At 67.6% G+C, this 23,973-nt stretch carries 27 protein-coding genes; 21 read left to right on the forward strand and 6 right to left on the reverse strand.

Annotated elements, in window-relative coordinates:
- Positions 1 to 14 precede the first annotated feature (14 nt).
- The 4 genes from sdhA to IMW82_RS17945 form a co-directional block, all read right to left on the reverse strand.
- Positions 15 to 1,802: a succinate dehydrogenase flavoprotein subunit gene (gene sdhA, locus IMW82_RS04650; protein ID WP_211003988.1), complete on the reverse strand. Its 1,788-nt coding sequence runs from the start codon at positions 1,800 to 1,802 to the stop codon at positions 15 to 17.
- Positions 1,803 to 1,806: 4 nt separating this feature from the next.
- Positions 1,807 to 2,220, reverse strand: coding sequence for a succinate dehydrogenase, hydrophobic membrane anchor protein (sdhD, locus tag IMW82_RS04655; RefSeq protein ID WP_108473078.1), 414 nt, complete (start codon positions 2,218 to 2,220; stop codon positions 1,807 to 1,809).
- The gene (gene sdhC / locus IMW82_RS04660; RefSeq protein WP_211003989.1) at positions 2,217 to 2,612 is read right to left on the reverse strand and encodes a succinate dehydrogenase, cytochrome b556 subunit; all 396 of its coding nucleotides are present in this window, start codon (positions 2,610 to 2,612) and stop codon (positions 2,217 to 2,219) included. The genes sdhD and sdhC overlap by 4 nt, the downstream gene beginning before the upstream one ends.
- An 87-nt stretch (positions 2,613 to 2,699) precedes the next feature.
- A complete protein-coding gene (locus tag IMW82_RS17945; protein WP_345777116.1) occupies positions 2,700 to 3,011 on the reverse strand; it encodes a DUF1674 domain-containing protein in 312 nt (103 codons plus the stop codon).
- On the opposite strand from IMW82_RS17945, the gene IMW82_RS04670 reads away from it, so the two are divergent.
- Both IMW82_RS04670 and IMW82_RS04675 read left to right on the forward strand, forming a co-directional pair.
- On the forward strand, positions 2,997 to 3,800 hold the full coding sequence (locus IMW82_RS04670; protein ID WP_211003991.1) for a folate-binding protein YgfZ: 804 nt from the start codon (positions 2,997 to 2,999) through the stop codon (positions 3,798 to 3,800). The two genes, IMW82_RS17945 and IMW82_RS04670, sit on opposite strands and share 15 nt — an antisense overlap.
- 475 nt (positions 3,801 to 4,275) lie before the next feature.
- Positions 4,276 to 4,710, forward strand: a complete 435-nt coding sequence (locus tag IMW82_RS04675) for a cell wall hydrolase (RefSeq protein WP_234411398.1) — start codon at positions 4,276 to 4,278, stop codon at positions 4,708 to 4,710.
- An 82-nt stretch (positions 4,711 to 4,792) separates the two neighbouring features.
- Here the strand turns inward: IMW82_RS04675 and IMW82_RS04680 are convergent, their stop codons facing one another.
- On the reverse strand, positions 4,793 to 5,296 hold the full coding sequence (locus IMW82_RS04680) for a glycine zipper 2TM domain-containing protein (RefSeq protein WP_108473082.1): 504 nt from the start codon (positions 5,294 to 5,296) through the stop codon (positions 4,793 to 4,795).
- A 26-nt stretch (positions 5,297 to 5,322) separates the two neighbouring features.
- Positions 5,323 to 5,910 (reverse strand): glycine zipper 2TM domain-containing protein, encoded by a 588-nt coding sequence (locus IMW82_RS04685; protein ID WP_211003992.1) that lies wholly within the window; start codon positions 5,908 to 5,910, stop codon positions 5,323 to 5,325.
- Positions 5,911 to 6,084: 174 nt separating this feature from the next.
- On the opposite strand from IMW82_RS04685, the gene IMW82_RS04690 reads away from it, so the two are divergent.
- From IMW82_RS04690 to IMW82_RS04780, 19 genes are all read left to right on the forward strand, one after another.
- Positions 6,085 to 6,852 carry a TatD family hydrolase gene (locus tag IMW82_RS04690; RefSeq protein ID WP_211003993.1) on the forward strand — a complete coding sequence of 256 codons (768 nt, stop codon included), beginning with the start codon at positions 6,085 to 6,087 and terminating at the stop codon, positions 6,850 to 6,852.
- 80 nt (positions 6,853 to 6,932) lie between these two features.
- Complete coding sequence (locus IMW82_RS04695) at positions 6,933 to 7,457, forward strand: MarR family transcriptional regulator (protein ID WP_211003994.1); 525 nt, start codon at positions 6,933 to 6,935, stop codon at positions 7,455 to 7,457.
- 11 nt (positions 7,458 to 7,468) lie between these two features.
- A complete protein-coding gene (locus IMW82_RS04700; protein WP_211003995.1) occupies positions 7,469 to 8,950 on the forward strand; it encodes an efflux transporter outer membrane subunit in 1,482 nt (493 codons plus the stop codon).
- Positions 8,937 to 10,145, forward strand: a complete 1,209-nt coding sequence (locus IMW82_RS04705; RefSeq protein ID WP_108473085.1) for an HlyD family efflux transporter periplasmic adaptor subunit — start codon at positions 8,937 to 8,939, stop codon at positions 10,143 to 10,145. Before IMW82_RS04700 ends, IMW82_RS04705 begins: the two co-directional genes overlap by 14 nt.
- Before the next feature lie 8 nt (positions 10,146 to 10,153).
- Positions 10,154 to 11,719, forward strand: coding sequence for a DHA2 family efflux MFS transporter permease subunit (locus IMW82_RS04710; RefSeq protein WP_108473086.1), 1,566 nt, complete (start codon positions 10,154 to 10,156; stop codon positions 11,717 to 11,719).
- 95 nt (positions 11,720 to 11,814) lie between these two features.
- A complete protein-coding gene (gene phaR, locus IMW82_RS04715; protein ID WP_108473087.1) occupies positions 11,815 to 12,312 on the forward strand; it encodes a polyhydroxyalkanoate synthesis repressor PhaR in 498 nt (165 codons plus the stop codon).
- Positions 12,313 to 12,429: 117 nt separating this feature from the next.
- Entirely contained in the window at positions 12,430 to 13,191 is a 762-nt protein-coding gene (gene phbB, locus IMW82_RS04720; protein WP_108473088.1) for an acetoacetyl-CoA reductase, read from the forward strand.
- A gap of 210 nt (positions 13,192 to 13,401) precedes the next feature.
- The gene (locus IMW82_RS04725) at positions 13,402 to 14,952 is read left to right on the forward strand and encodes a M4 family metallopeptidase (RefSeq protein WP_108473089.1); all 1,551 of its coding nucleotides are present in this window, start codon (positions 13,402 to 13,404) and stop codon (positions 14,950 to 14,952) included.
- Between the two features lie 168 nt (positions 14,953 to 15,120).
- The gene (locus IMW82_RS04730; RefSeq protein ID WP_108473090.1) at positions 15,121 to 16,524 is read left to right on the forward strand and encodes an NAD(P)/FAD-dependent oxidoreductase; all 1,404 of its coding nucleotides are present in this window, start codon (positions 15,121 to 15,123) and stop codon (positions 16,522 to 16,524) included.
- The gene (locus tag IMW82_RS04735; RefSeq protein ID WP_108473101.1) at positions 16,517 to 16,924 is read left to right on the forward strand and encodes a DUF3293 domain-containing protein; all 408 of its coding nucleotides are present in this window, start codon (positions 16,517 to 16,519) and stop codon (positions 16,922 to 16,924) included. The genes IMW82_RS04730 and IMW82_RS04735 overlap by 8 nt, the downstream gene beginning before the upstream one ends.
- Before the next feature lie 61 nt (positions 16,925 to 16,985).
- The gene (ccmA, locus tag IMW82_RS04740; RefSeq protein WP_108473091.1) at positions 16,986 to 17,621 is read left to right on the forward strand and encodes a cytochrome c biogenesis heme-transporting ATPase CcmA; all 636 of its coding nucleotides are present in this window, start codon (positions 16,986 to 16,988) and stop codon (positions 17,619 to 17,621) included.
- Positions 17,622 to 17,777: 156 nt separating this feature from the next.
- Positions 17,778 to 18,464, forward strand: a complete 687-nt coding sequence (ccmB, locus tag IMW82_RS04745) for a heme exporter protein CcmB (protein WP_108472628.1) — start codon at positions 17,778 to 17,780, stop codon at positions 18,462 to 18,464.
- Positions 18,465 to 18,470: 6 nt separating this feature from the next.
- Positions 18,471 to 19,229, forward strand: a complete 759-nt coding sequence (locus IMW82_RS04750) for a heme ABC transporter permease (protein WP_108472627.1) — start codon at positions 18,471 to 18,473, stop codon at positions 19,227 to 19,229.
- A complete protein-coding gene (gene ccmD, locus IMW82_RS04755; protein WP_108472626.1) occupies positions 19,226 to 19,432 on the forward strand; it encodes a heme exporter protein CcmD in 207 nt (68 codons plus the stop codon). The genes IMW82_RS04750 and ccmD overlap by 4 nt, the downstream gene beginning before the upstream one ends.
- A 24-nt stretch (positions 19,433 to 19,456) precedes the next feature.
- A complete protein-coding gene (gene ccmE, locus IMW82_RS04760; RefSeq protein WP_108472625.1) occupies positions 19,457 to 19,942 on the forward strand; it encodes a cytochrome c maturation protein CcmE in 486 nt (161 codons plus the stop codon).
- Complete coding sequence (locus IMW82_RS04765) at positions 19,939 to 21,924, forward strand: heme lyase CcmF/NrfE family subunit (protein WP_108472624.1); 1,986 nt, start codon at positions 19,939 to 19,941, stop codon at positions 21,922 to 21,924. Before ccmE ends, IMW82_RS04765 begins: the two co-directional genes overlap by 4 nt.
- Entirely contained in the window at positions 21,921 to 22,463 is a 543-nt protein-coding gene (locus IMW82_RS04770) for a DsbE family thiol:disulfide interchange protein (RefSeq protein ID WP_108472623.1), read from the forward strand. Before IMW82_RS04765 ends, IMW82_RS04770 begins: the two co-directional genes overlap by 4 nt.
- Positions 22,463 to 22,924, forward strand: a complete 462-nt coding sequence (locus tag IMW82_RS04775) for a cytochrome c-type biogenesis protein (protein WP_234411374.1) — start codon at positions 22,463 to 22,465, stop codon at positions 22,922 to 22,924. The genes IMW82_RS04770 and IMW82_RS04775 overlap by 1 nt, the downstream gene beginning before the upstream one ends.
- Positions 22,921 to 23,973, forward strand: a complete 1,053-nt coding sequence (locus IMW82_RS04780; RefSeq protein WP_108472621.1) for a tetratricopeptide repeat protein — start codon at positions 22,921 to 22,923, stop codon at positions 23,971 to 23,973. Before IMW82_RS04775 ends, IMW82_RS04780 begins: the two co-directional genes overlap by 4 nt.

The following is a 23,973-nucleotide window of genomic DNA, read 5'->3' on the forward strand; positions in this document are numbered from 1 at the left end:
CTCCAGTCCGGATATCAGTAAACGCGCTTCTTCGGCGGCACCACTTCGACCTCGTCGGAGAGGGTGAACATGTGCACCGGGCGGTAGTCGAAGCTGGTCTTGCCGTGCTCGTCCACCTTGACCAGGGTATGTTTCATCCACTCGGCGTCGTTGCGATCGGGGAAGTCCTCGCGCGCATGGGCGCCGCGGCTCTCCGGACGCTGCTCGGCCGAGTGCATGGTGCCCACCGCCTGGTCGAGCAGGTTGGCCAGCTCCAGCGTCTCGATCAGGTCGGAGTTCCACACCAGCGAACGGTCACTGACCTTCACCTGCTGGAACGAGGCGTGCACCTTGTCGATCTTCGCGCAGCCTTCCTTCAGCGTCTCGCCGGTGCGGAACACCGCGGCGTCGGCCTGCATGGTGCGCTGCATGTCGAGGCGGATCTGCGCAGTGGATAGTTCGCCATCGGCGTGGCGCAGGCCGTCGAAGCGGGCCAGCGCCTTGTCCAGCGCGCTGGCCGGCAGATCCTTGTGCGCGGCACCGGGCTGGATGAGTTCGGCGCAGCGATGCGCCACCGCGCGGCCGAACACCACCAGGTCGAGCAGCGAGTTGGAGCCCAGGCGGTTGCCGCCATGCACCGATACGCAGGCCGCTTCGCCGATGGCAAACAGGCCCGGCACGACGGCGTCGACGTCGTCACCCTTCTTCTGCACCACTTCGCCGTGGTAATTGGTGGGGATGCCGCCCATGTTGTAGTGCACGGTGGGCAGGATCGGGATCGGCTCGCGGGTCACGTCCACGCCGGCGAAGATGCGCGCCGACTCGGCGATGCCGGGCAGCCGCTCGTGGATCACCTCGGGGCCGAGGTGCATCAGGTTGAGGAAGGCGTGGTCCTTGTGCTCGCCCACGCCGCGGCCTTCGCGGATCTCGATGGTGATGGCGCGGCTGACCACGTCGCGCGAAGCCAGGTCCTTCGCGCTGGGCGCGTAGCGCTCCATGAAGCGCTCGCCCTTGGAATTGGTGAGGTAGCCACCCTCGCCACGCACGCCCTCGGTGATCAGGCAGCCGGCGCCGTAGATGCCGGTGGGGTGGAACTGCACGAACTCCAGATCCTGCAACGCCAGGCCGGCACGCAGCACCATGCCGCCGCCGTCGCCGGTGCAGGTGTGCGCCGAGGTGGCGCTGAAGTAGGCGCGGCCATAGCCGCCGGTGGCCAGCACCACGGCCTGGCCGCGGAACACGTGCAGCGTGCCCTCGTTCATGTCCAGCGCCAGCACGCCGCCGCAGACGCCTTCCTCGTCGAAGATCAGGTCGGTGGCGAAGTATTCGACGAAGAACGTGGCGTCGTGCGCCAGCGCCTGCTGGTACAGCGTGTGCAGGATCGCGTGACCGGTGCGGTCGGCCGCGGCGCAGGTGCGCTGCGCGGTGCCCTTGCCGTAATGCGTGGTCATGCCGCCGAACGGGCGCTGGTAGATGTGGCCGTCCTCGGTACGCGAGAACGGCACGCCGTAGTGCTCCAGTTCGATCACCGACTGCGGCGCGTTCTTGCACATGTACTCGATCGCGTCCTGGTCGCCCAGCCAGTCGCCGCCCTTCACGGTGTCGTAGAAGTGGAAGCGCCAGTCGTCCTCGCCCATGTTGCCCAGCGCGGCGGCGATGCCGCCCTGCGCCGCCACGGTATGCGAGCGGGTCGGGAACACCTTGGTGATGCAGGCGGCCTTCAGCCCCTTCTCGGCCAGACCGAAGGTGGCACGGAGGCCCGCGCCGCCGGCGCCGACCACCACCACGTCGTACTTGTGCTGCTGGATCTTGTAGCTTTCCACGGTCTCAGACTCCCAATGCGATGCGCAGCACGGCCAGCACGCCCGCGAGCGCGCACAGCACCGCGAGGAACTTGATCGCCACCAGCAGCACCACTTCCTTCCAGCGGGTGTGCACGTAATCCTCGATCACCACCTGCAGGCCGAGCACGGCATGCCAGAACGCGGTGACCACGAACAGTATCAGCAACAGCGCATTCCACGGCTTGGCCACCATGGCCTTCGCCGTGGCGTAGTCGGCGTGCAGCAGGGAGAGCACGGTGACCAGGAACCACAGGCCGAGCACGATCAGCGCGGCGGCGGTGACGCGCTGTACCCACCAGTGATCCACGCCGTGCTGCGCCGAGCCCAGGCCACGCGCATGCTTCATCGGATGGCGCAGCTGGCTGCGCACGTCGTCGGTACCCACGCGCAGGTTCATGCCACACCTCCTTGAGCAAGCACGCAGGCCCAGATGAGTATCGTGAGCACGAAGCTACCGATCACCGACAGCCAGCTCGAACGCACGAACTGGGGAATCGCGTAACCGGCACCGGTGTCCTGCACCAGGTGACGGATGCCGTTGCACAGGTGATAGCTGAGCGCCCAGCTCCAGCCCACCAGGAGAATGAGGCCGATGGGACTGCCGGTGCAGGTCTTGAACTGCTCGAAAGCCGCCTCGCCGGAGGCCAGCGCCAGAATCCCCCACACCACCAGCAGAGTGCCGATGGCCAGCGCGATGCCGGTGGCGCGATGCAGGATGGAGGTCACCATCTGTATCTGCCACCTGTAGACCTGCAGGTGCGGGGAGAGCGGTCGTTGCGTATCTGCCATGGCGGCCATCCTGTGTGGAATCGCTGATGTCCATGCCGCACCTTCCCCTGTCCTGATGCGCGACGACAACGAGCGCCGCGCGGTCGTTCAGAAGTCGATACAGCGCCCGTTCTTTTCCCAATCGCCATAACGCGTGGGATCGGGGGCCGGCTTCTCCTCCGACACTTTGTCCGCCACCGGCCTGACGGGCACGGCAGTCGTCTCCGTCGAAACGGAGGCAGGTGTGGACTCGGCGGGAGAGGAGGTATCGGACATGGTTTTTGTAAGCCGCCAAAGGTTAATACTTGCGGCAATGCAGTACAACCATGCGACACGTCCGGCGAAGTCCCGACTGGCGGATCGCACTTGTGCCCGATGCCACCTGCCCCCAATTCTGGCTGACTCATGCCGACACACCATCCTGCCGAAACCCTGTTGATCGAAGGCCCCGACGCGACGGCTTTCGCGCACGCGCAGTTCAGCAGCGCAGTCAGCTCACTCGCCACCGGCCAGTGGCAATTCAGTGCGTGGCTCGACCCGCAGGGACGCGTGCGTGCGCTGTTCCAGTTGGCCCGGCTTGCCGACGAGCGCTACCTGCTGCTGCTGCGCGGAGGCATCGCCACGACGCTGGCCGATGCGCTGCGACGCTTCGTGTTTCGCTCGAAACTCGGCGTGACGGCATTGCCGCCGCGCATGCTCGCGACCGGTCCGGCACTGCCGCTGCACACGGTCGTCGACGATGGCGAAGCCGTGTCACTCGGCTGCGACACGCACAGTCTGCGCATCATCGCCTCCGCTGTGGGCGACGACGCATGGCGCTTGCCGCAACTGCGCGCAGGCTGGCCCTGGTTGCCGACACCACTGCTGGGCGAACTGTTGCCATCGGCCTTGTCGCTGCAGCGCCTGCATGCAGTCGCCGTTGACAAGGGCTGTTATCCGGGCCAGGAAATCGTCGCGCGGCTACATTTTCGCGGCGGGCACAAACGACACCTGCATTGCGTCAGATTGTCGCAAGCGGCGAGTGCCGGCGACACACTGCGACGTGATGGCCGCGATGTCGGCTGCGTGCTCGATGTCGTCACGACAGGCGACGGCATCGAGGCGCTCGTCGTGTTGAGCGATGACGTCGCTGCGCAGGCCACCACCGGACATGCACAAACATTCGATGACGATCTTGCGATCGAAATCCTTGCGTCATGGCCAGCGTGAGCGATAGCTGTCGACGCAGATGAATTTCGCGTGTGGACCTTGTCAATGAATCGTGAGCCTCAGTTAAACTTCGCCACCCCGGCACTTGCCAGCGGCAGATTCCGCCACTAGGCTCCGCCGATCGAATATCGCGGCATCCGGAACACGGGGTGCCGATACACGCGACGAACCGGAAGAATCCGAATCGGCGCGACCCGGTAGCAGCAACGCCGGATGGAACACGCCTCGCAGCCAACGAGTGCGCAGTAGTCGAAGGCAACACGGCCGAACGGCCGCACGACGCCCGACAACATCAAAATCCCCCGATCGGCGCAACCCCGTCGTTCGACCCGCCACAGTCCCGTGGCAAAGCGCCATGGCCACAAGTTTCGGCCATGGTGATTGATCCAGGTGGAACGGCCTGCCCGCCCGTCCACCGCAACGGCGCACAAAGCTGCAGTCTGCTTTGTGCGTACAGCACGCTGGAGGCAGAACCATGAAACTTTCCATGCTGTTGTGGCTGACGACACTCATGCCCCAGCCCGTCGCTGACCAGGCCTGCCTGGCCACCACTGTCTATCTCGAGGCACGCAGCGAACCGACCAACGGCCAGCTCGCCGTGGCGGAAGTGGCACTGCGACGACGCGACCGCGGGCGCTGGGGCGACACCGTGTGCAAGGTGGTGACTTCGCCTCACCAGTTCGCCACGACGACTACGCCTGGCTCGTTCGAGATCACCAACCTGGAAGCCTTCAACAAGGCATGGCAGGTAGCCGGCACGTCGATCCGGAACTGGCAACTGCCGCTCGCGCAACGCCGCATGCTGGTACCGCGCGCCGATCACTTCGCCACGACCGCGATCGCACCTGCCTGGTCGCGCAACCGCCCCAGCGTGACGATCGGCGAACATGCGTTCTATGCCGTGAACTGATTCGCGCATCGGCAAAGAAATAAAAAAGGCCCTCTTTCGAGGGCCTTTTTATTCAGACGTCCAGACGTCCAGACGTATTTACTTAACGCGGATAGACCTGATCGCCGCGTACCTCGACATAGTCGCCGTTGCGCACGCCGGGGTTCTCGCGCTGGGTCACCGTGGCGTACTGGCCGTTGTCCAGCCGCACCACGATGCGCCAGGCGACGTCGCTGCCGCTGTTGCGCTTGCCGATCTGGTTGCCGACGACGCCACCGGCCACCGCACCGACCACGGTGGCGGCCTTGCGGCCATCACCCTTGCCGACCTGGTTGCCGAGCACGCCGCCGGCCACCGCACCGATGATCGCGCCCAGCGTGCCACCGTTGCCGCTGCTGCCATCGATGTAGACCTGCTGCACCTCCTGCACCACGCCACAAGCCTGGCAGCGGCCGCTGCGATCACCATAGCCGTAGCTGCCCTGCTGCCCCTGGTAGCCACGGTTGTAGTTGCCATTGTTGCCGTACGGTGCGGAGGCGCAGCCGGCGAGGGCCAGACCGGCACTCATCGCAGCGGCCAGGGCGAACTTGCTGGTCAGTGCATTCATGGGATCACTTCCTTTTCTGGGTCGTTTCAACGGGCGTCGGACACGGCCGTCACGCCTTCCTGCACCTGCACGCGGTCGCCCGGATCGTGGTCCATCCGCACGGTGCGGGTGACGCCGTTGTATTCGTAGCGGACGTCGTAACCGACGATCTTGCTGCTGGTGTCGTTGACGGTTTCGCACTTGCGCTCCACCGTCGATTCCACCTGGGCGTGCTGGCGGCTGGCCTGGATGCGGTTGCCGGCATAACCACCGCCGACCGCACCGGCCACCGTGGCCAGCGTCTTGCCCTTGCCGCCGCCGATCTGGTTGCCGACCAGGCCACCAACGACCGCGCCGATCGCGGTGCCGGCGATGCGGTGTTCGTCCTTCGGCGGCTCGGTATGCGTGACCGTCTCGTCATGACAGACCTGCTTCGGGTGGTTCACCGTCGAGTGCACCGGGTCGACGCTGACGACCTTGGCGTACTTGACCCCGGCATCCGCGCCCGCACTGGTGCCCGCATCGGCGGAAGCGTTGGAAGCGCCTGCGTCCGCATTGCGGTTGCAGGCCGAGAGGCCAGTCGCGAGTACCGCCGCGATGGCGACATTGAGTACATTGGCTGTCAACCTGTTCATCACAATCCTCTCCTCTGTTTGTTGTTGGCGGCATCGCCGGCGCCTGCCGCACCAGCGCAATAACGTGCGTGTCCATTGGACCGTTGTTCAACTGAATCGCAGCTAGCTCACGCTCGTTACATTATCTTCACGTTGCAGCCGCGGAACTCTCTGCCAGTGCACGAAAAGCGAACCATGTCTCATCTCGTCGACAGTCACGTCCATCTCGATGACGACGCCTTCGGCAGCGATCGTGACGCGATCATCGCACGTGCCCGCCTGGCCGGGGTTGGCACGATGGTCATTCCTGCCGTCGATGCCGGCAGCTGGCCGACGATCCGCGATCTCTGCGCCCGCCATGTCGGGCTGCACCCTGCCTACGGGCTGCACCCGATGTTCCTGTCGCAGCATGCGCCGGAACATGTCGACGCGCTGTCTTCCTGGCTGAACGAAAACCATCCGGTGGCGGTCGGCGAGATCGGTCTGGATTTCCACGTGGACGGGCTCGACCGCGAGCTGCAGCGGCACTACTTCTCGCGCCAGCTGCAGCTGGCGCAGGAGCATGACCTGCCGGTGATCGTGCACGCCCGCGGTGCACTGGAGGAGGTCACGCTGACCTTGCGCCGCAGTAGCAAGCTGCGCGGCGTGGTGCACAGCTTCTCCGGCAGCGAGCAGCAGGCACGCCAGTTGTGGGATCTGGGCTTCCACCTGGGCATCGGCGGCCCGGTGACCTACGAACGCGCGCAGCGCCTGCGCCGGATCGTGGCGCAGATGCCGATCGAGTTTCTGCTGCTGGAAAGCGACGCCCCGGACCAGCCCGGCGCCGCCCACCGCGGCGAGCGCAACGAACCGGCCCACGTCACCGAGGTCCTGCGCTGCATCGCGGCGCTGCGCAACGCGCCGGAAGCGGAGATTGCCGCCGCCACCAGCGCCAACGCCCGCCGGCTGTTCCAGCTCGACTGACACCCACGCCATCCGTCACTTGCCAACGGTGATCGGGGTCTGCTAATTTTTATTTCACTGGTGAACTATGAGTCAGTGAAATGGCACGCTTGGCAAACTGCATCACGATGATGGACGAAGGCGTCGGTCGGGTCAGCCAGATCATCCCGCAGGTACCTGCGCTCGAAGCACGGCTGTGCCGGCTGATGCTGATGCTGGGCGACGACATCGAGGAAGAGCTCGAATTCAAGCTGAAGGCGCACAAGCTCAACCACAGCGAATTCCTGACCCTGATGATCCTGTACAGCCGCCCGGACGGCAGCTCGACCCCGGGCGAGCTGTGCGAGTACACCTCGCAGGGCGCCACCAACATGACCCGCATCGCCAACACGCTGGTCAAGCGCGGGCTGATCACCCGCGGCGGCAGCGAACAGGACCGCCGCCGCGTGCTGATCCGCATCGCCCCGGCCGGGCGGCGCTTCGTGCAGAAGATGCTGCCGCCGATGTTCCCCCGCGTCGCCACCATGTTCGCCGGCTTCAGCGACACCGACAAACGCCAGCTCGACCGCCTGCTGCGCAAGCTGGCCGGCAACCTCGACCAGCTGGGCGAAAGCCGCCTCCCATGAAGGACATCCTGATGAAACATGCCCCGCTCCGCGGTCGCACGGTGCTGGTCGCCGCAATGGTGCTGGCGCTGGCCGGCTGCGCCGCCGTGCCGGCCAGGCTCGGCGCGCCGGCGCTGCGCGAAGATGTGCCGCTGGCCGGCCTGCAGGCTCCCGTTCGCGCCGGCTGGCCAAGCGCCCAATGGTGGCGCCAGTACGGCGACCCGCAACTGGACGATCTGATGGATCGCGCCATGCGGCAGTCGCCGGACCTGGCGCTGGCGCAGAGCCGCGTGCAGAGCGCCGAGCAGTCGGCGAAGCTCGCCGCGGCGCAGCTCGGGCTGTCGGTCAACGGCAGCGCGCAGGTGTCGCGCCAGCGGCTGAGCGACCACGGCCTGATCCCCAGCCAGTTCCTCGGCTTCAGCTGGTACAACCAGGCCGACCTCGGCGTGCAGTTGCAGTACGACTTCGACTGGTGGGGCAAGCAGCGCGCGACGATGGAAGCTGCGCTGGACCAGGCGCACGCCGCGGAGGCGCAGCGCAGCGCCGCCGCGCTGGCGATCCAGTACGCCGTCGCCGATACCTACTTCGGCTGGCAGGCCGACCAGGCGCGGTTGCAGCTGGCCGACCGCTTGCTGGCCACGCAGCAGCAGTTCGCCGATATCGCCGAGCTGCGCGTGCGCCAGGGCGTGGACCTTCCCGATGAAGCGCAGAAGGCCCGCGCCCAGCTGGCCGCGGTGCGCGAGATGCGCGTGGCGCTCGACGGCTCGGCGCAGATCCGCCGTGCCGCGCTGGCCTCGCTGCTCGGCGTGGCGCCGGCCGACCTGGCCGGTCTGCAGCCGCGGCCGCTGCCGACGATCGAACGTGGCGTGCCGGCGAACGGCGGGCTGGACCTGATCGCGCGCCGCCCCGACATCGCCGCCAGCCGCTGGCAGGTCGAAGCCGCGCTGAAGCAGACCGACGCCGCGCGCGCCGAGTTCTTCCCCGACATCAGCCTCACCGCCCTGGCCGGCCTGTCCAGCATCGACATGGGCAAGCTGCTCACCGCCGGCAGCCGCACCTTCGCGCTGACCCCGGCGCTGCACCTGCCGATCTTCAACGGCGGCGCGCTCGAGGCGAACTACGGCGTCAGCAAGGCCCGGCTCGACGCGGCCGTGGCGCAGTACGACAGCACCGTGCTGGCCGCCGCGCGCGAAGTGGCGACGCAAGCCTTGAGCGCCGAGCAGGTCGCCGCCCGCCAGCGCGAGCAGCAGGCCCAGCTCGACGCCGACCAGCGCCTGCTGGCGAATGCGCAGGCGCGGGCTCGCCAGGGCGTGCGCGACCTGCGCGAAAGCCTGGGCGCGCAAGCCGCGCTGCTGCAGCAACGCGACGCCGCCGCCCAGTTGCAGGCACAGGCGGTGAGTACCGACCTGGCCCTGATCAAGGCACTCGGCGGCGGCTACCGCGCCACCGCCGACGCCGCCACCTCCCCTTCCTCTTCTGTTACCGCCGGAGCCGCCCAGCATGAGCGCCACTGAATCCGCCAAGTCCTCCGTCGACGCCAGCGACAGCGGCATGGCCGCGAAGAACCCGGCCAAACGCCGCCGCGCACTGCTGATCGTGTCCGGTATCTTCATCCTGGCCGGACTGCTGTGGTTCCTGCTGTGGTTCTTCGTGCTGTCGACCCGGGTGAAGACCGACAACGCCTACGTCGGCGGCAACCAGGTGGCGATCTCGGCCCAGGTGCCGGGCACGGTGGTGGCGATCCTCGCCGACGACACGCAGCACGTCGAGGCCGGCCAGGTGCTGGTGAAGCTGGACAGCACCGACGCCGACACCCGCCTGGCACAAGCGCGCAGCGCGCTGGCGCAGGCCGTGCGCGGCGTGCGCCAGCAGACCAGCTCGGCCACCGGCGCCGATGCCCAGGTGGTCGCCGCGAAGCTCGACCTGAAGAAGGCCGAAGCGGACCTGCAGCGGCGCCTGCCGCTGATCGCCGCGCAGGCCGAATCGCCGGAGATCGTGCAGCATCTGCGCGACGGCGTGGAGCAGGCGCGCGCCGCGGTGAACGCCGCCGAGGCGCAGGCCGCCGCCGCGCACGCGGCGATCGAAGGCACCGACGTGGCGCAGAACCCGGTGGTGCTGCAGGCCCGCGCGAACTTCCGCGCCGCCTGGGTCGCCGCGCAGCGCAACGCGATCTACGCGCCGGTGTCCGGCTACGTGGCCGAGCGCAGCGTGCAGCTGGGCAACAGCGTGCAACCAGGCCAGCAGCTGATGACCGTGGTGCCGCTGCACGACCTGTGGATCGATGCGAACTTCAAGGAAGGCCAGCTGCGCCACATCCGCATCGGCCAGCCGGCGAAGATCGTCTCCGACCTGTATGGCAGCGACGCCGAGTACCACGGCAAGGTGGTCGGCCTGGGTGCCGGCACCGGCAGCGTGTTCTCGCTGCTGCCGGCGCAGAACGCCACCGGCAACTGGATCAAGGTGGTGCAGCGCGTGCCGGTGCGCATCGCGCTGGACAACCAGGAACTGGACAAGCACCCGCTGCGCATCGGCCTGTCCACCGACGTCACCGTCGACATCAGCCATGACCAGGGCAGCGTGCTGGCCAACACGCCGACGCAGCAGCCGGTGGCGCAGACCGACGTCTACGAACAGATGGCCAGCAAGGCCGACGCGGAAGCGGAGCGGATCATCCGCGCCAACCTGCCCCACGCCACCGCCGCGAACTGAACCACACCATGGCCGCCACGCCGAACGACGCCACCTCCGACGCCGCCCCGCTGAAGCCGCTGCATGGCGGCCCGCTGGCGCTGCTCACCATCGCCGTCGCGTTCAGCACCTTCATGGAGGTGCTGGACATGACGATCGTCAACGTCGCGGTGCCGCACATCGCCGGCAGCCTCGGCGTGAGCCCCAGCGAAGGCACCTGGACGATCAGCTCCTACGCGCTGGCCAGCGCGATCATGCAGCCGCTCACCGGCTGGCTGGCGCGCCGTTTCGGCGAGGTGAAGACCTTCGTCGGCTCGGTGCTGCTGTTCGTGGTGTTCTCGATGCTGTGCGGCCTGGCCACCAGCATGCCGATGCTGGTGATCGGCCGCCTGCTGCAGGGCGCCGGTTCCGGCCCGATGGTGGCGCTGTCGCTGACCCTGCTGCTGTCGAATTATCCAAAGGAAAAACAGGGCATCGCGCTGGCGCTGTGGGCGATGACCGTGGTGGTGGCGCCGATCTTCGGACCGATCCTGGGCGGCTGGCTGACCGACAACTTCTCGTGGCCGTGGATCTTCTTCATCAACCTGCCGGTCGGGCTGGCGGCAGCGGTGATCACCTGGGGTTTGCTGCGCAAGCGCGAGACGAAGACCTACAAGGCGCCGATCGACATGATCGGCCTGCTGTTGCTGGTGGTCGGCGTGGGCGCGCTGCAATTCATGCTGGACAACGGCAACGACCACGACTGGTTCGCCTCGCCGATGATCCTGGTGCTGGGCCTCACCGCGCTGGTCTGCATCACCTTCCTGATCGTGTGGGAGCTGCATGCGAAACATCCGGTGGTGGATCTGTCGCTGTTCAGGCAACGCAACTTCACCGTCGGCGTGGTCAGCCTGTCGCTGGGCATGTTCGCGTTCTTCGGCATCAACGTGGTGTTCCCGCTGTGGCTGCAGATCACCCTGGGCTACACCGCCACCTGGGCCGGCCTGGCCACCGCGCCGGTCGGCGTGCTGGCGTTCCTGATCGCGCCGGTGCTGGGCAAGAACATGCACCGGCTGGACCTGCGTGCGGTGGTGACGTTCGCCTTCCTGGTGTTCGCCGGCACCGCGTACTGGTTCTCCACCTTCGACAGCTCCGCCTCGTTCTCTGCCCTGGTGGTGCCACGCTTCGTGATGGGCCTGGCGATCCCCTGCTTCTTCATCCCGCTGAACCAGGTCTACCTGTCCGGCCTGCCGGTGGACCAGATCGCCAGCGCCTCGGGGCTGTCCAATTTCTGCCGCACGATCGGCTCCAGCGTATCCACCGCAATCATGGTGACCTTGTGGCAGCACCGCGGCGAGTCGCACCACGCGACGCTGACCGAGTACGTCAGCCCCGGCCACCCGGCTGCCACCGGGTTCGTCGGGCAGCTGACGCATGGCGGGCTGTCGCACACACAGAGCCTGGGCCTGATCGACCAATTGCTGACCCGCGAGGCGCTGACGCTGGCGGTGAACGACGTGTTCTGGGCCTGCGCGATCCTGTTCGTGCTGCTGATTCCGGTGCTGTGGTTCGCCAAACCGCCGTTTGGCAGCGCCGGCGGCGCGGCCGGCCATTGAAGCGTCTGCCCCTGGAAATGCTGCGGCCACCGGCCGCAGCATGAAAACCGGCCACCGGCTGGTGCGGCGCAATATCTTCTGCTAGCGTTCGCCGCATGGCACAAACAAAACGCACCATCAAGAAGTATCCGAACCGGCGTCTCTACGACACGGAAATCTCCAGCTACATCACGCTGGAGGAGGTCCGCCAGCTGGTGCTGGACAACGAGGACTTCGAGGTACGCGACGCCAAGAGCGGCGAGGACCTGACCCGTTCGGTCCTGCTGCAGATCATCTCCGAGCACGAGGACAAGGGGCAGCCGATGCTGTCGCCGCAACTGCTCAGCCAGATCATCCGCTTCTATGGCGATTCGCTGCAGGGCTTCATGGGTCCTTACCTGGAGCGCAGCCTGCAGGTCTTCCTCGACCAGCAGACGCAGTTCCGCAGCCAGCTCAACAGCCTGATGGGGCAGACCCCCTGGAACACGCTGAACGACCTGACCGAACGCAACCTGGCCGCGTTCCAGGCCATGCAGCGCGGGCTGATGGATACTGCCGCCCAGGTGATCCCGACCCCGGGCACCGGCACTCGCGGCGGCAAGAAATCCGGCTGATTCCAGCCCGGTCGACGGCGCGCATCGACGCGCCGTCCGTTGGTTTCCCCTGACACCGATCGCTGCAGCACAGCACGTGCTGTCCTGCGGCATGATCCCGCCGATGGATGCACTGGCATGAGCCAAACCGACCCTCGTTCGCGCGTCGCCCTGGTTACTGGCGGCATCGGTGGCCTTGGCACGGAAATCTGCCGCCAGCTGGCCCGGGCCGGCTGCCGGGTGATCGCGCTTGACCTTGCTTCGCGCGAAGATCGCGTGGCGGCTTTCCATGACGAGGTCGCCGACTGCAACGGTGCCATCACGTTCGAACCGGCTGACGTCAGCGATTTCGACAGTTGCCAGGAACTGGTCGCCCGCCTTGAACAGCAGCACGGCAGCGTCGACATCCTGGTCAACGCCGCCGGTATCACCCGCGACGCCAGCCTGCGCAAGATGACGCCGCAGCAATGGCACGAGCTGATGCGGGTGAACCTCGATGGCGTATTCAACATGTGCCGCCACGTGGTCGAAGGCATGACCGCGCGCGGCTTCGGCCGCATCGTCAATATCAGCTCGGTGAACGGCCAGACCGGCCAGTTCGGGCAGACCAACTACTCCGCGGCCAAGGCCGGCGTGCACGGCTTCAGCATGGCTCTGGCGCGCGAGACCGCGCGCAAGGGCGTCACCGTCAACACCGTCTCGCCCGGCTACTGCGACACCCCGATGGTCGCCGCCGTACCGGCCGATATCCGCGCGCAGATCATCGCCGACATCCCGGTCGGCCGGCTCGGCCTGCCGTCCGACATCGCCCGCGCCGTCGCCTTCCTCGCCGCCGACGACGCCAGCTACATCACCGGCGCCAACCTGCCGGTGAACGGTGGCTATTTCATGAGCTTCTGAGTCGGCCTAGCCGAAGATTCCTGCGTCGTGGCGTGACCCAGTCGCCGGAAATATCAGCCGCGGAACCTGCCGGGCGTTGACCTAGGCTGGCAAGAGGTCGTAATTTCCTGCGATCCGGTTGCCCATCTGTCCTGGGGGGGACATCGCGCACACCGGACTGCAAGACGCCCTGCCGGGGCGTCTTTCCAATCATGAGGAGGGGAACCACAGATGATGCATAAACCACTTGCCGCGGCGCTGTTGGGCGCCATCGGCCTGGCCGCCATGTCCGATGCCGGCGCTGCCACCCACGCACGCGTCCAGGCCCAATCCCTGGGCCAGATCGCGCCGGCCGCCCTGGCCAATCGCATCGGCCTGGAAGCCGACGCCGCGCTGTCACCACGCTTGCAGATGCGTACTGCCCAGGGGACCCTGAAGACCCGCGAACAACAGACCTTCCGCGGCGTGCCCGTGTACGGCCGCAGCGTCGTGGTGGAACATGACGGCAGCGGCAACGTGCTCGGCGTCAGCGGCGAAATTTCCCGCGGTATCGGCCACGACATCGCCTCGGTCGCTCCCGCCATCAGCGGCGCCCGTGCCGCCGCCCTGTTGCGCACGCATGCCGGCCTGCTGCCGCTCGGCATCGGCGTCAACGGCATCCAGGACGGCGACATCCAGAACGCGAAGAGCGACCTGTACGTCTACGCCGAAGGCAACCGCGCCCGCCTCGCCTACCTCACTTCGTTCTTCGTCGACCGCAGTGGCAGCCCGACGCGCCCGATGGCGATCATCGACGCCAACACCGGGGAAGTGATCCAGTTCTGGGAAGGCCTCACCACCAAGGGCAAGCCGGGCGGCGGTGGTGGCAGCACCGGCACGCCGGCCCTCGCCACCGGCGCCGGCGGCAACCTGAAGACCGGCCAGTATCTCTACGGCACCGACTATGCCTCGCTCGCGGTCACCCAGTCCGGCTCCACCTGCTACATGCAGAACCCGGACGTGAAGACCAACAACATGGCCGGCAGCACGCGCACAGGTACGCTGTGGAGCTTCATCTGCCCGAACAGCAGCGGCGACGCCGCGAACGGCGCCTATTCGCCGATCAACGACGCGCACCACTTCGGCAGCGTCGTGCATGACATGTACAACACCTGGCTCGGCGCGCCGCCGCTGAGCTTCTCGCTGGTGATGAACGTGCACTACGGCCGCAACTACGAGAACGCGTTCTGGAACGGCACGTCGATGAACTTCGGCGACGGCGCCAGCTACTTCTACCCGCTGACCTCGCTGGACGTGACCAGCCACGAAATCAGCCACGGCTTCACCGAGCAGCACTCCAACCTGCAGTACTCCGGCCAGTCCGGCGGCATGAACGAGGCGTTCTCGGACATGGCCGGCGAAGCGGCCGAGTACTTCGACCGCGGCGGCAACGACTGGCTGGTCGGCGCCGACATCATCAAGAACGGCACCGCGCTGCGCTGGATGTGCACGCCGACCCAGGACGGCCGCTCGATCGACAACGCCGCCAACTTCACCAGCTCGATGGACGTGCACTATTCCAGCGGCGTCTACAACAAGGCGTTCTGCATGCTGGCGAAGACGGCCAACTGGAACACGAAGAAGGCCTTCGAGGTATTCGCACGCGCCAATGCGATGTACTGGACGGCCACTTCCACGTTCAACTCCGGCGCCTGCGGCGTGCAAACCGCTGCAGTCGACTACGGCTACACCCGTAGCGACGTGGCGGCGGCGTTCAACGCCGTCGGCGTGACCTGCCAGTAAGCAACCGGCAAGTAAGACCAGGAAGGGCCGGCCCGCCAGGGCCGGCCCTTCTCGTTGCCGGGCGCGTTGCCCCGGCTGCGCTCCTTCGGCACAACCTGTGGTTTACCCGGGATTGCAGTCCTGCGGCGCTTGCGGAACAGTGTGCGGACTCCTTCCACGGATCGCAGCATGGCGCAGCAACCCATCACCCTCATCGGCGGCGGCCTGGTCGGCGCCTTGCTGGCGCAGCAGCTGGCCCAGCGCGGTTTCGCCGTCGAGGTGTTCGAGAAGCGTGCGGACCCGCGGCATGCTGGCTTCGCCGGCGGTCGCTCGATCAACCTGGCGCTGGCCGAGCGCGGCCTGCAGGCGTTGCGCAGCGCCGGCCTGGCCGACGACGTGCTGCAGCGCGCAGTGATGATGCGCGGGCGCATGGTGCACGACCGCGACGGCAACAGCGGCCTGCAGCGCTACGGCGTGGACGACAGCGAGGTGATCTGGTCGGTCTCGCGCGGTGCGCTGAACATGCTGCTGCTGGATGCCGCCGAGGCGGTTGGCGTGCGCTTCCACTTCGGCCAGTCGCTGGTCGGCGCCGACTTCCGGCGGCAGCGCATCCGGCTCGCCGACGAGGCCGGCGTGGAACGCGAACGGGATATCGGCATGCTGCTCGGCGCGGACGGCGCCGGCTCCGCGGTACGCGCGGCCATGAACGCGCATGCGCCGCTGGGCGAGCGGATCGAGTCGCTCGGCCACGGCTACAAGGAATTGGAGATCCCGCCAGCCGGCGAGCTGCCGGCCGCGGTGCTGCAGCTCGGCGGCGGCCGCGACCAGTTCGCGCTGGAGCCGCACGCGCTGCACATCTGGCCGCGCGGCGGCTACATGTGCATCGCACTGCCGAACACCGAAGGCAGTTTCACGGTGACCCTGTTCCTGCCGGCACAAGGCGCCGCGCCAAGCTTCGCCAGCCTGCCCGACGCGACGGCCGCGGCCGCGTTCTTCCGCGAACAGTTCCCCGGCCTGCTGCCGCTGATCCCGCGCTTCGCCGCGGATTTCGACAGCCATCCGGTCGGCACGCTGTCCACGCTGTACCTGGAGCGTTGGCACCTGGAAGGCAGCGCGCTGCTGATCGGCGACGCCGCCCACGCGATCGTGCCGTTCCACGGCCAGGGCATGAACTGCGGCTTCGAGGACACCGTGGTGCTGGCAAACCTGCTGGCCGAGGCGCCGGACGACAGCGCCGAGGTGTTCGCCGAATTCCAGCGCGTGCGCCAGCCGAACGCCGACGCGATCGCCGCGATGGCGCTGGAAAACTACGTCGAGATGCGCGACTCGGTGGCCGATCCGCATTACCTGGCCAAACGCGAACTGGGCGCGTCGCTGGCCACACGCATTCCCACCCATTACATGGCGCGCTATCGCATGGTCACCTTCACCCATCTTCCCTACGCCTACGCGCTGGAACGCGGCCGGGCGCAGGATCAGCTGCTGGAGCAACTGTTGCGCGAAAACCCGAACGTGGCCGCCATCGACATCGATGCTGCCGCGCGGCTGTTCGTCGCCACGCTGGCCCCGCTACCGGCGCTGCGTCATGGATGAGGCCCTGCTCGAAGCGTTTCGCGCCACGGCCTACCACGTCTGTCTGGACACCGTGACCTGGGCGACGATCCGCGTGGACCTGCCCCTGCCGGCCCAGCTCGCCGAAGCGGTCGGTTCGCGCCCGTGGGCTTTCATCACGGCGTGGAATCCGCAGGCGCGACGACGCCCGCCGGCACAGAACCTGGCCGCACAACGCGAACTGCTGGCCGCCTTGCAGGACCAGCCCGGCGTCGCCGTGCATCCGGCCCTCGGCGTGGGAACTTCCGGCTGGAGCGAGCCCAGCCTGTTCGTCGTCGGCGCGAGCGCCCATGCGCTGGACAAGCTGGCCAGGACCCACGGACAACTGGCCTACGTGCACGGCGAAGCCGGCAGCGCCGCCCTCTTGCGGACCCTGGATTGACCGGTTCAGCGGCAGCGCGCCGCATGGACAAGCGCCATCGGCATTGCGGACAATCACGGGGATGACTGCCGCCAGCACCGCTGCGCCCCTGCTCGAAGCGCGGGCCCTGAGTTTCCATCGCCAGGACGAACCGGTGTTCGCGCCGCTGGATTTCCAGCTGCGTGCGGGCGAACTGGCCCTGGTCGAGGGCGACAACGGCAGCGGCAAGACCACCTTGCTGCGTATGCTGGCCGGACTGCTGCACATCGGCGCCGGCGAACTGCACTGGCGCGGCGAACCACTGCAGCGCGACCACTGCGCCGGCGAGATCCTGTTCCTGGGCCACCAGCTCGGCCTCAAGGCCGATCTCAGCCCACGCGAGAACCTGCACATCGCCGCCGGTCTGCACGGCGCGCGCGATGGTGCCAGCGTGGCCTCGGTGCTGGCCCGGATCGGCCTGCGCGGCTACGAGGACGAGCCGGTGCGCCGGCTGTCCGCCGGCCAGAAAAAGCGCGCCGCGCTGGCCCGGCTGCTGTTGCTGCCGGCGACCTTGTGGCTGCTCGACGAGCCGTACGCGAACCTTGACCGCATCGGCATCGCGCTGGTGAACGACTTGCTGGAAAACCACACCGACGCCGGTGGCGCGGCGATGGTCACCAGCCACGGCACGGTGAGTTTCCATGGCGGCGAGCCGCGACGGATCCGCATGCATGATTAACGTCGGGCATTCCATGCGTGGACTCCCTCCCCTGCTTGCAGGGGAGGGTTGGGGAGGGGTAACGCTCTTGCCCTTGTGCAAGAGCGAACCCCCTCCCAGCCTCCCCCTGCGACCGAAGGAAGTCCCTTTGGGACAAGCAGGGGAAGGAGCACAGCGATGAACCGCCCTGGCCTCGCCCCCGCCTGCGCCGCCATGCTTCGGCGCGATCTCACCCTCGCCTGGCGCCGGCGCGGAGACATCGCGATGCCGGTGCTGTATGCACTGATCGTGACCATGCTGTTCCCGTTCGCGCTGGGACCTGAGGACACTCTGCTGCAACGGATCGCCGGCGGCGTGGTGCTGGTCACCGTACTGCTGGCGATGCTGCTGGCGCTGGACGCGATGTTCGCCAGTGACATCGAGGACGGTTCGCTGGAACAACTGGTGCTGGCGCCGCAGCCGCTGGCGCTGATGCTGGGCATGAAAATTCTTGCGCACTGGATCACCACCGCGCTGCCGCTGATCGTGATCGCACCGCTGATGGCCGCGATGCTGCACCTGCCCGGCGCGGTAATCCCGGTGCTGCTGCTGGCGCTGCTGCTGGCCACACCACTGCTCAGCCTGCTCGGCGCTGTGCTGGTCGCGCTGACGGCCGGCACCCGGCGCTCTGGTATGCTGCTCGCCTTGATGTTGCTGCCGCTTTGCGTGCCAGCCGTGATCTTCGCCGCCGGCGCCGTGGCGGCTGCCCAGCAGGGTTTGCCATGGTTCGCGCCGGTCGCCTGGCTCGCGGCCGCGCTGGTGCTGGCCGTGGTGCTGGCGCCACTGGCCTGCGCGGCGGCCCTTCGTATTGCCCTGGACGCTTGATCGGTTATGGCTAGCTGGATTCCGCTCTGGTTGCACAAGCTCGGCTCGCCGCCGACGTTCTACCGCTTCGCCGGCGCGCTGCAGCCGTGGGCGATGGCGCTGGCGCTTCTGCTCGGCGCGGTCGCGCTGTACGGCGGGCTGGTGCTGGCGCCGGCCGACTACCAGCAGGGCGACGCTTACCGGATCATCTTCATCCACGTGCCCAGCGCGTGGATGAGCATGTTCATCTATGCAGTGATGGGCGTGGCCTCGTTCATCGCGCTGGTGTGGCGGATCAAGCTGGCCGAGGTGGTGGCGATGGAGTCGGCGCCGATCGGCGCGGCGTTCACCTTCATCACCCTGGTCACCGGCTCGCTGTGGGGCAAGCCGATGTGGGGCACCTGGTGGACCTGGGATGCGCGGCTCACCTCCGAGCTGGTGCTGCTGTTCCTGTTCCTGGGCGTGATCGGCCTGTACCACGCGTTCGAGGATCGCCGCCAGGGCGCGCGCGCCGCGGCGTTCCTCGCCATCATCGGCATCATCAACGTGCCGATCGTGCATTTCTCGGTGAACTGGTGGAACACCCTGCACCAGGGCAGCACAGTCAACGTGTTCGGCCAGTCGAAGATTTCCGCGGACATGTTATGGCCGCTGCTGACGATGACCCTGGCGACCAAGTTCTACTACCTCGCCAGCCTGTTCCGTCGCGCACGCACCGACCTGCTGGCGCTGGAAGGCGGCAAGGACTGGGTGCGCAAGATCGCCGAAGACGAGGCTGGCCGATGAGCGCCCTGCAGCACTTCCTGGCGATGGGCGGCTACGCGGCCTATGTATGGCCGGCCTACGCGCTGTTCTTCATCGTGCTGATCGCCGATACCCTCGCGCCGCGCCTGCGCCGCCGCCGCGTGCTGGCGGAACTTCGTGCCCGCCTGGCGCGTCAGAGCGCGCGACAGGAACGCAAACCCCTTTCCACGCCAGCATCCCCCTGACCGGGGCGGTCGACCACCATGCCCATGAATCCCACCCGCAAGCGCCGGCTCACCATCGTGCTGGCCATCCTCGCCGCGGCAGCCGTCGCGGCCGTGCTGGTCGTGCTGGCGTTGCAGAACAACATGAACTACCTGCTCACCCCGAGCCAGGTTCAGTCGGGCGAGGCGGCCAGCTACAACACGTTCCGCCTCGGCGGCATGGTCAAGGCCGGCTCGATCCAGCGCTCCAGCGACTCGCTCAAGGTCACCTTCACCGTGGTCGACGCCGGCGGCGCGATGCCGGTGGAATACACCGGCATCCTGCCCGACCTGTTCCGCGACAACCAGTCGGTGATCGCCACCGGCCACATGGACGGCGCCCGCTTCGTCGCCACCGAAGTGCTGGCCAAGCATGACGAGACCTACATGCCGAAGGAACTGAAGGACGCCATGGCGAAGGCGCACGAAGGGAAGCGGGTCGAAGAAGGTGCCGCGGCACCGAACAACATGCAAGGGAACCCCAAGCCATGACCCCCGAACTCGGCCAACTCGCGTTGATCCTCGCCCTGTTGCTGGCGCTGGCGCAGAGCATCCTGCCGCTGATCGGCGCATGGCGCAGCAACCGCGCACTGATGGCGGTGGCGCGCCCGGCCGCGGCCGGCCAGGCGGTGTTCGTGGCGATGGCGTTCGGCATCCTGGCCTGGGCGTTCCTGCGCTTCGACTTCTCGGTGCAGTACGTGGCCGACAACTCGAACCTGGCGCTGCCGTGGTACTACCGCATAGCCGCGGTATGGGGCGCGCACGAGGGTTCGCTGCTGCTGTGGATCCTGATCCTCAATGTATGGACGGTGGCGCTGGCCGCGTTCAGCCAGAAGCTGCCCGAGGTGTTCGCCTCGCGCGTGCTCGCCGTGATGGGGCTGATCGCGGTGGGCTTCCTCGCCTTCATCATCTTCACTTCCAACCCGTTCGGCCGACTGCTGCCGATGCCGGGCGACGGCGCGGACCTGAACCCGGTGCTGCAGGACCCGGGCATGACCTTCCACCCGCCGATGCTGTACATGGGCTACGTCGGCTTCTCGGTGGCGTTCGCGTTCTCGATCGCCGCGCTGCTCGGCGGCGAGCTGGAACAGGCGTGGGTGCGCTGGGCACGACCGTGGACCAACGTCGCCTGGGCCTTCCTCACCTGCGGCATCGTCGCCGGCAGCTGGTGGGCCTATGCCGAGCTGGGCTGGGGCGGCTGGTGGTTCTGGGACCCGGTGGAGAACGCCAGCTTCATGCCGTGGCTGGTCGGCGCCGCGCTGATCCACGCGCAGGCGGTGACCGAGAAGCGCGGCTCGCTGCGCGCATGGACCATCCTGCTGTCGATCTTCGCGTTCTCGCTGTCCCTGCTCGGCACCTTCCTGGTGCGCTCGGGCGTGCTCACCTCGGTGCATGCGTTCGCCTCCGACCCGCGCCGCGGCGTGTTCATCCTGGCCTTCCTGACCATCGTGGTCGGCGGCTCGCTGCTGCTGTACGCACTGCGTGCGCCGAAGGTGCTCGGCGGCAAGGCGTTCAACGTGGTGTCGCGCGAGACGGTGCTGCTGATCGGCAACCTGATGTTCGCGGTGGCCGCGGCGATGGTGCTGCTGGGCACGCTGTTCCCGCTGATCGGCGATGCGCTGAACCTGGGCCGGATCTCGGTGGGCCCGCCCTACTTCGGCTTCCTGTTCCCGCTGCTGATGGCGCCGATCGTGTTGCTGCTGCCGTTCGGCCCGTTCCTGCGCTGGGGCAAGGGCGAGGCACCGGTACTCAAGAGCCTGCTGCTGCGCGTATTCATCGCCGCGCTGGCCTGCGCCATCATCGCGGCCTTCCTGGTCGAGGGAAACCTGAAGACGATCGTCGGCGTGGCCGCCGCCGTGTGGATCATGGTCGGCGTGCTGCTCTATGCCTACAAGCGCTGGCGTGAAGCGCCGCGCGGCCGGCGCTATCCCGGCGAGCTGGCCGGCATGCTGCTGGCGCATCTTGGCGTGGGCGTGTTCGTGGCCGGCGTGCTGCTGTCCGAATCGCTCAGCGTGACCCGCGACGTGCGCATGGCGCCGGGTGAAACGCAGCACATCGGCAGCTACGACTTCCGCTTCGACGGCGTGCACCACACCACCGGCCCGAACTGGACCGCCGACCAGGGCGTGGTCACGGTGACCCGCGGCGAAAAACAGATCGCCGTGATGCACCCGCAGAAACGCACCTACCCGCGCGGCCAGGTGCAGACCGAGTCCGCCGTGGACGCCGGCGTCACCCGCGATCTCTACGTGGCGCTGGGTGAGCCGATGGATGCCAACGACATCGAGGGTGCATGGGCGTTGCGGCTGTACTACAAGCCGTTCATCCGCTGGATCTGGGCCGGCGGCCTGCTGATGATGCTGGGTGGCCTGGTCTGCGCCACCGACAAGCGCTTCCGCATCAAGCGCAGCGTCACCGCTGAAGCCGGCGCCACCGCTGCCGAGGGCCTGCAGGTACAGGAAACGCGCGCATGAGTCGCCTGCTTCCGTTCATCGGTTTCATGCTGCTGGTCGGGCTGTTCGGCTTCGGCATCTGGTGGAACACCCAGCACGATCCGAACGCGATCCCGACGCCGCTGCTGAACAAGCCGGCGCCCGCGTTCAACCTGCCCAAGCTGTACGAGCCCGCGCAGACGGTCAGCAAGGCCGACCTGCTGGGCAAGCCCTACCTGCTCAACGTGTTTGCCAGCTGGTGCATCGAATGTGGCGTGGAGCACCCGGTGCTGACTGCCGAAGGCCCGACCCTGGGCGTGCAGCTGGTCGGCTACAACTACAAGGACGCGCCGGCCGACGCGAAAGCCTGGCTGGCCAAACACGGCAACCCGTACGACCTGCTGATCGCCGACGAGCCGGGCCAGACCGCGATCGACTTCGGCGTGTACGGCGCACCGGAAAGCTTCCTGGTCGACGCCAAGGGCGTGATCCGCTACAAGCACATCGGCCCGCTGACCCCCGACGTGATGGCGAAGGAACTGAAGCCGGCGATCGCGGCGATGCTGAAGGAGGTGCCGTGATGCGGCTGCCCCTACGCATGCTGCTCGTGGCGCTGCTCGCGTTCGCCGGCGTCGCCCACGCCCAGGCGATCGAGCCGATGCCGTTCAAGGACCACGCCCAGGAACTGCGCTTCCAGCACCTCACCCACCAGCTGCGCTGCCCGATGTGCCAGAACGAGACGCTGGCCGATTCCAACGCGCCGATCGCGCGCGACCTGCGCAACCAGATCTTCCGGATGATGCAGCAGGGCAGCAGCGACGAGGAGATCAAGCAGTACCTGGTCGCGCGCTATTCCGATTTCGTGCTGTATGACCCGCCACTGACCTCGCGCACCTGGCTGCTCTGGTTCGGTCCGCTGCTGATCCTGCTCGGCGGCGCCGGCGTGGTACTGGTGGCGATCCGCCGGCGCCGCCGGCTCGGCAGTACCACTACTGAAACACCGGCCGGCAACGGTCCGATCGACAACGGGGACGACTGGTGAAGACCGTTTTTTTCATTGCCGCCGCCGCGATGATCGTTGTGGCGCTGGCCGTGCTGTTGCTGCCGCTGATGCGCCAGGGTCGCCGCTCCGGTCGCCCGCGCAGCGTGTTCGCGCTGGCCCTGCTGATCGCGCTCGCGTTGCCACTGGGCACCGGCGCGCTGTACCTGCTGGTGGGTACGCCGGCCGCGTTGAACGGGGTGACCGCCGCGGCCGCCGCGCCGCTCAGCATGCAGCAGGCGCTTACCGAACTGCGCACGCACCTGCAGCAGCAGCCAGACGACCTGCAGGGCTGGATGCTGCTGGCCCAGACCAGCAGCATGCTGCGCCAGCCGGCCGAGGCGCGCGATGCGTTCGACCACGCGCTCAAGCTCGCCCCGAACAACGCCGAGGCGATGATCGGCTGGGCCGAGAACGACTCGATGACGCGCGACGACCACCTGATCGAAGGCCGCGCGCTGGATCTGCTCAAGCGCGCCGTGCAACTGCACCCGGACAGCCAGCGCGGCCTGTGGCTGCTCGGCATCAGCGACTTCCAGCGCGGCGCCTACCGCGAAGCCGCCGCCACCTGGCGCCTGCTGCAGCCTCAGCTGGAGCCGGGCTCGAAGGTGGCCACGGCGGTCGCCGAGCAGATTGCCGTGGCCGACGCCCGCTCTGGCGGCGCGCCGGCCGGCGCATCGTCGAGCGCTGCCACAGCTGCTCCGCAAGGTGCCGCACTGCAGGTGCAGGTGGCGCTGGCGCCGGCGCTGAAGGACAAGCTCGCCCCCGGTGACGCACTGTTCGTCTACGCCCGTGCCGAGAACGGCCCGCCGATGCCGCTGGCCGTGGCCAAACTCGATCCGGCGCAGTTGCCCACCACCGTCACGCTGAACGACGCCATGGCGATGACGCCGGCCTACCGGCTGTCCTCGGTCCAGCGCGTCTTCGTCGGCGCGCGCATCAGCCACAGCGGCCAGCCGGTCGCCCAGCCCGGCGACCTGGAAGGCGACGCCGGCGTGGTCGCGGTGGACAGCAAGACGCCAATCAAGATCAGCATCGACAAGGTGCATTGA

Origin of the sequence: Rhodanobacter sp. B2A1Ga4 (assembly GCF_018101315.1) — a bacterium.
Classification (GTDB): Bacteria; Pseudomonadota; Gammaproteobacteria; order Xanthomonadales; family Rhodanobacteraceae; genus Rhodanobacter; species Rhodanobacter thiooxydans_A.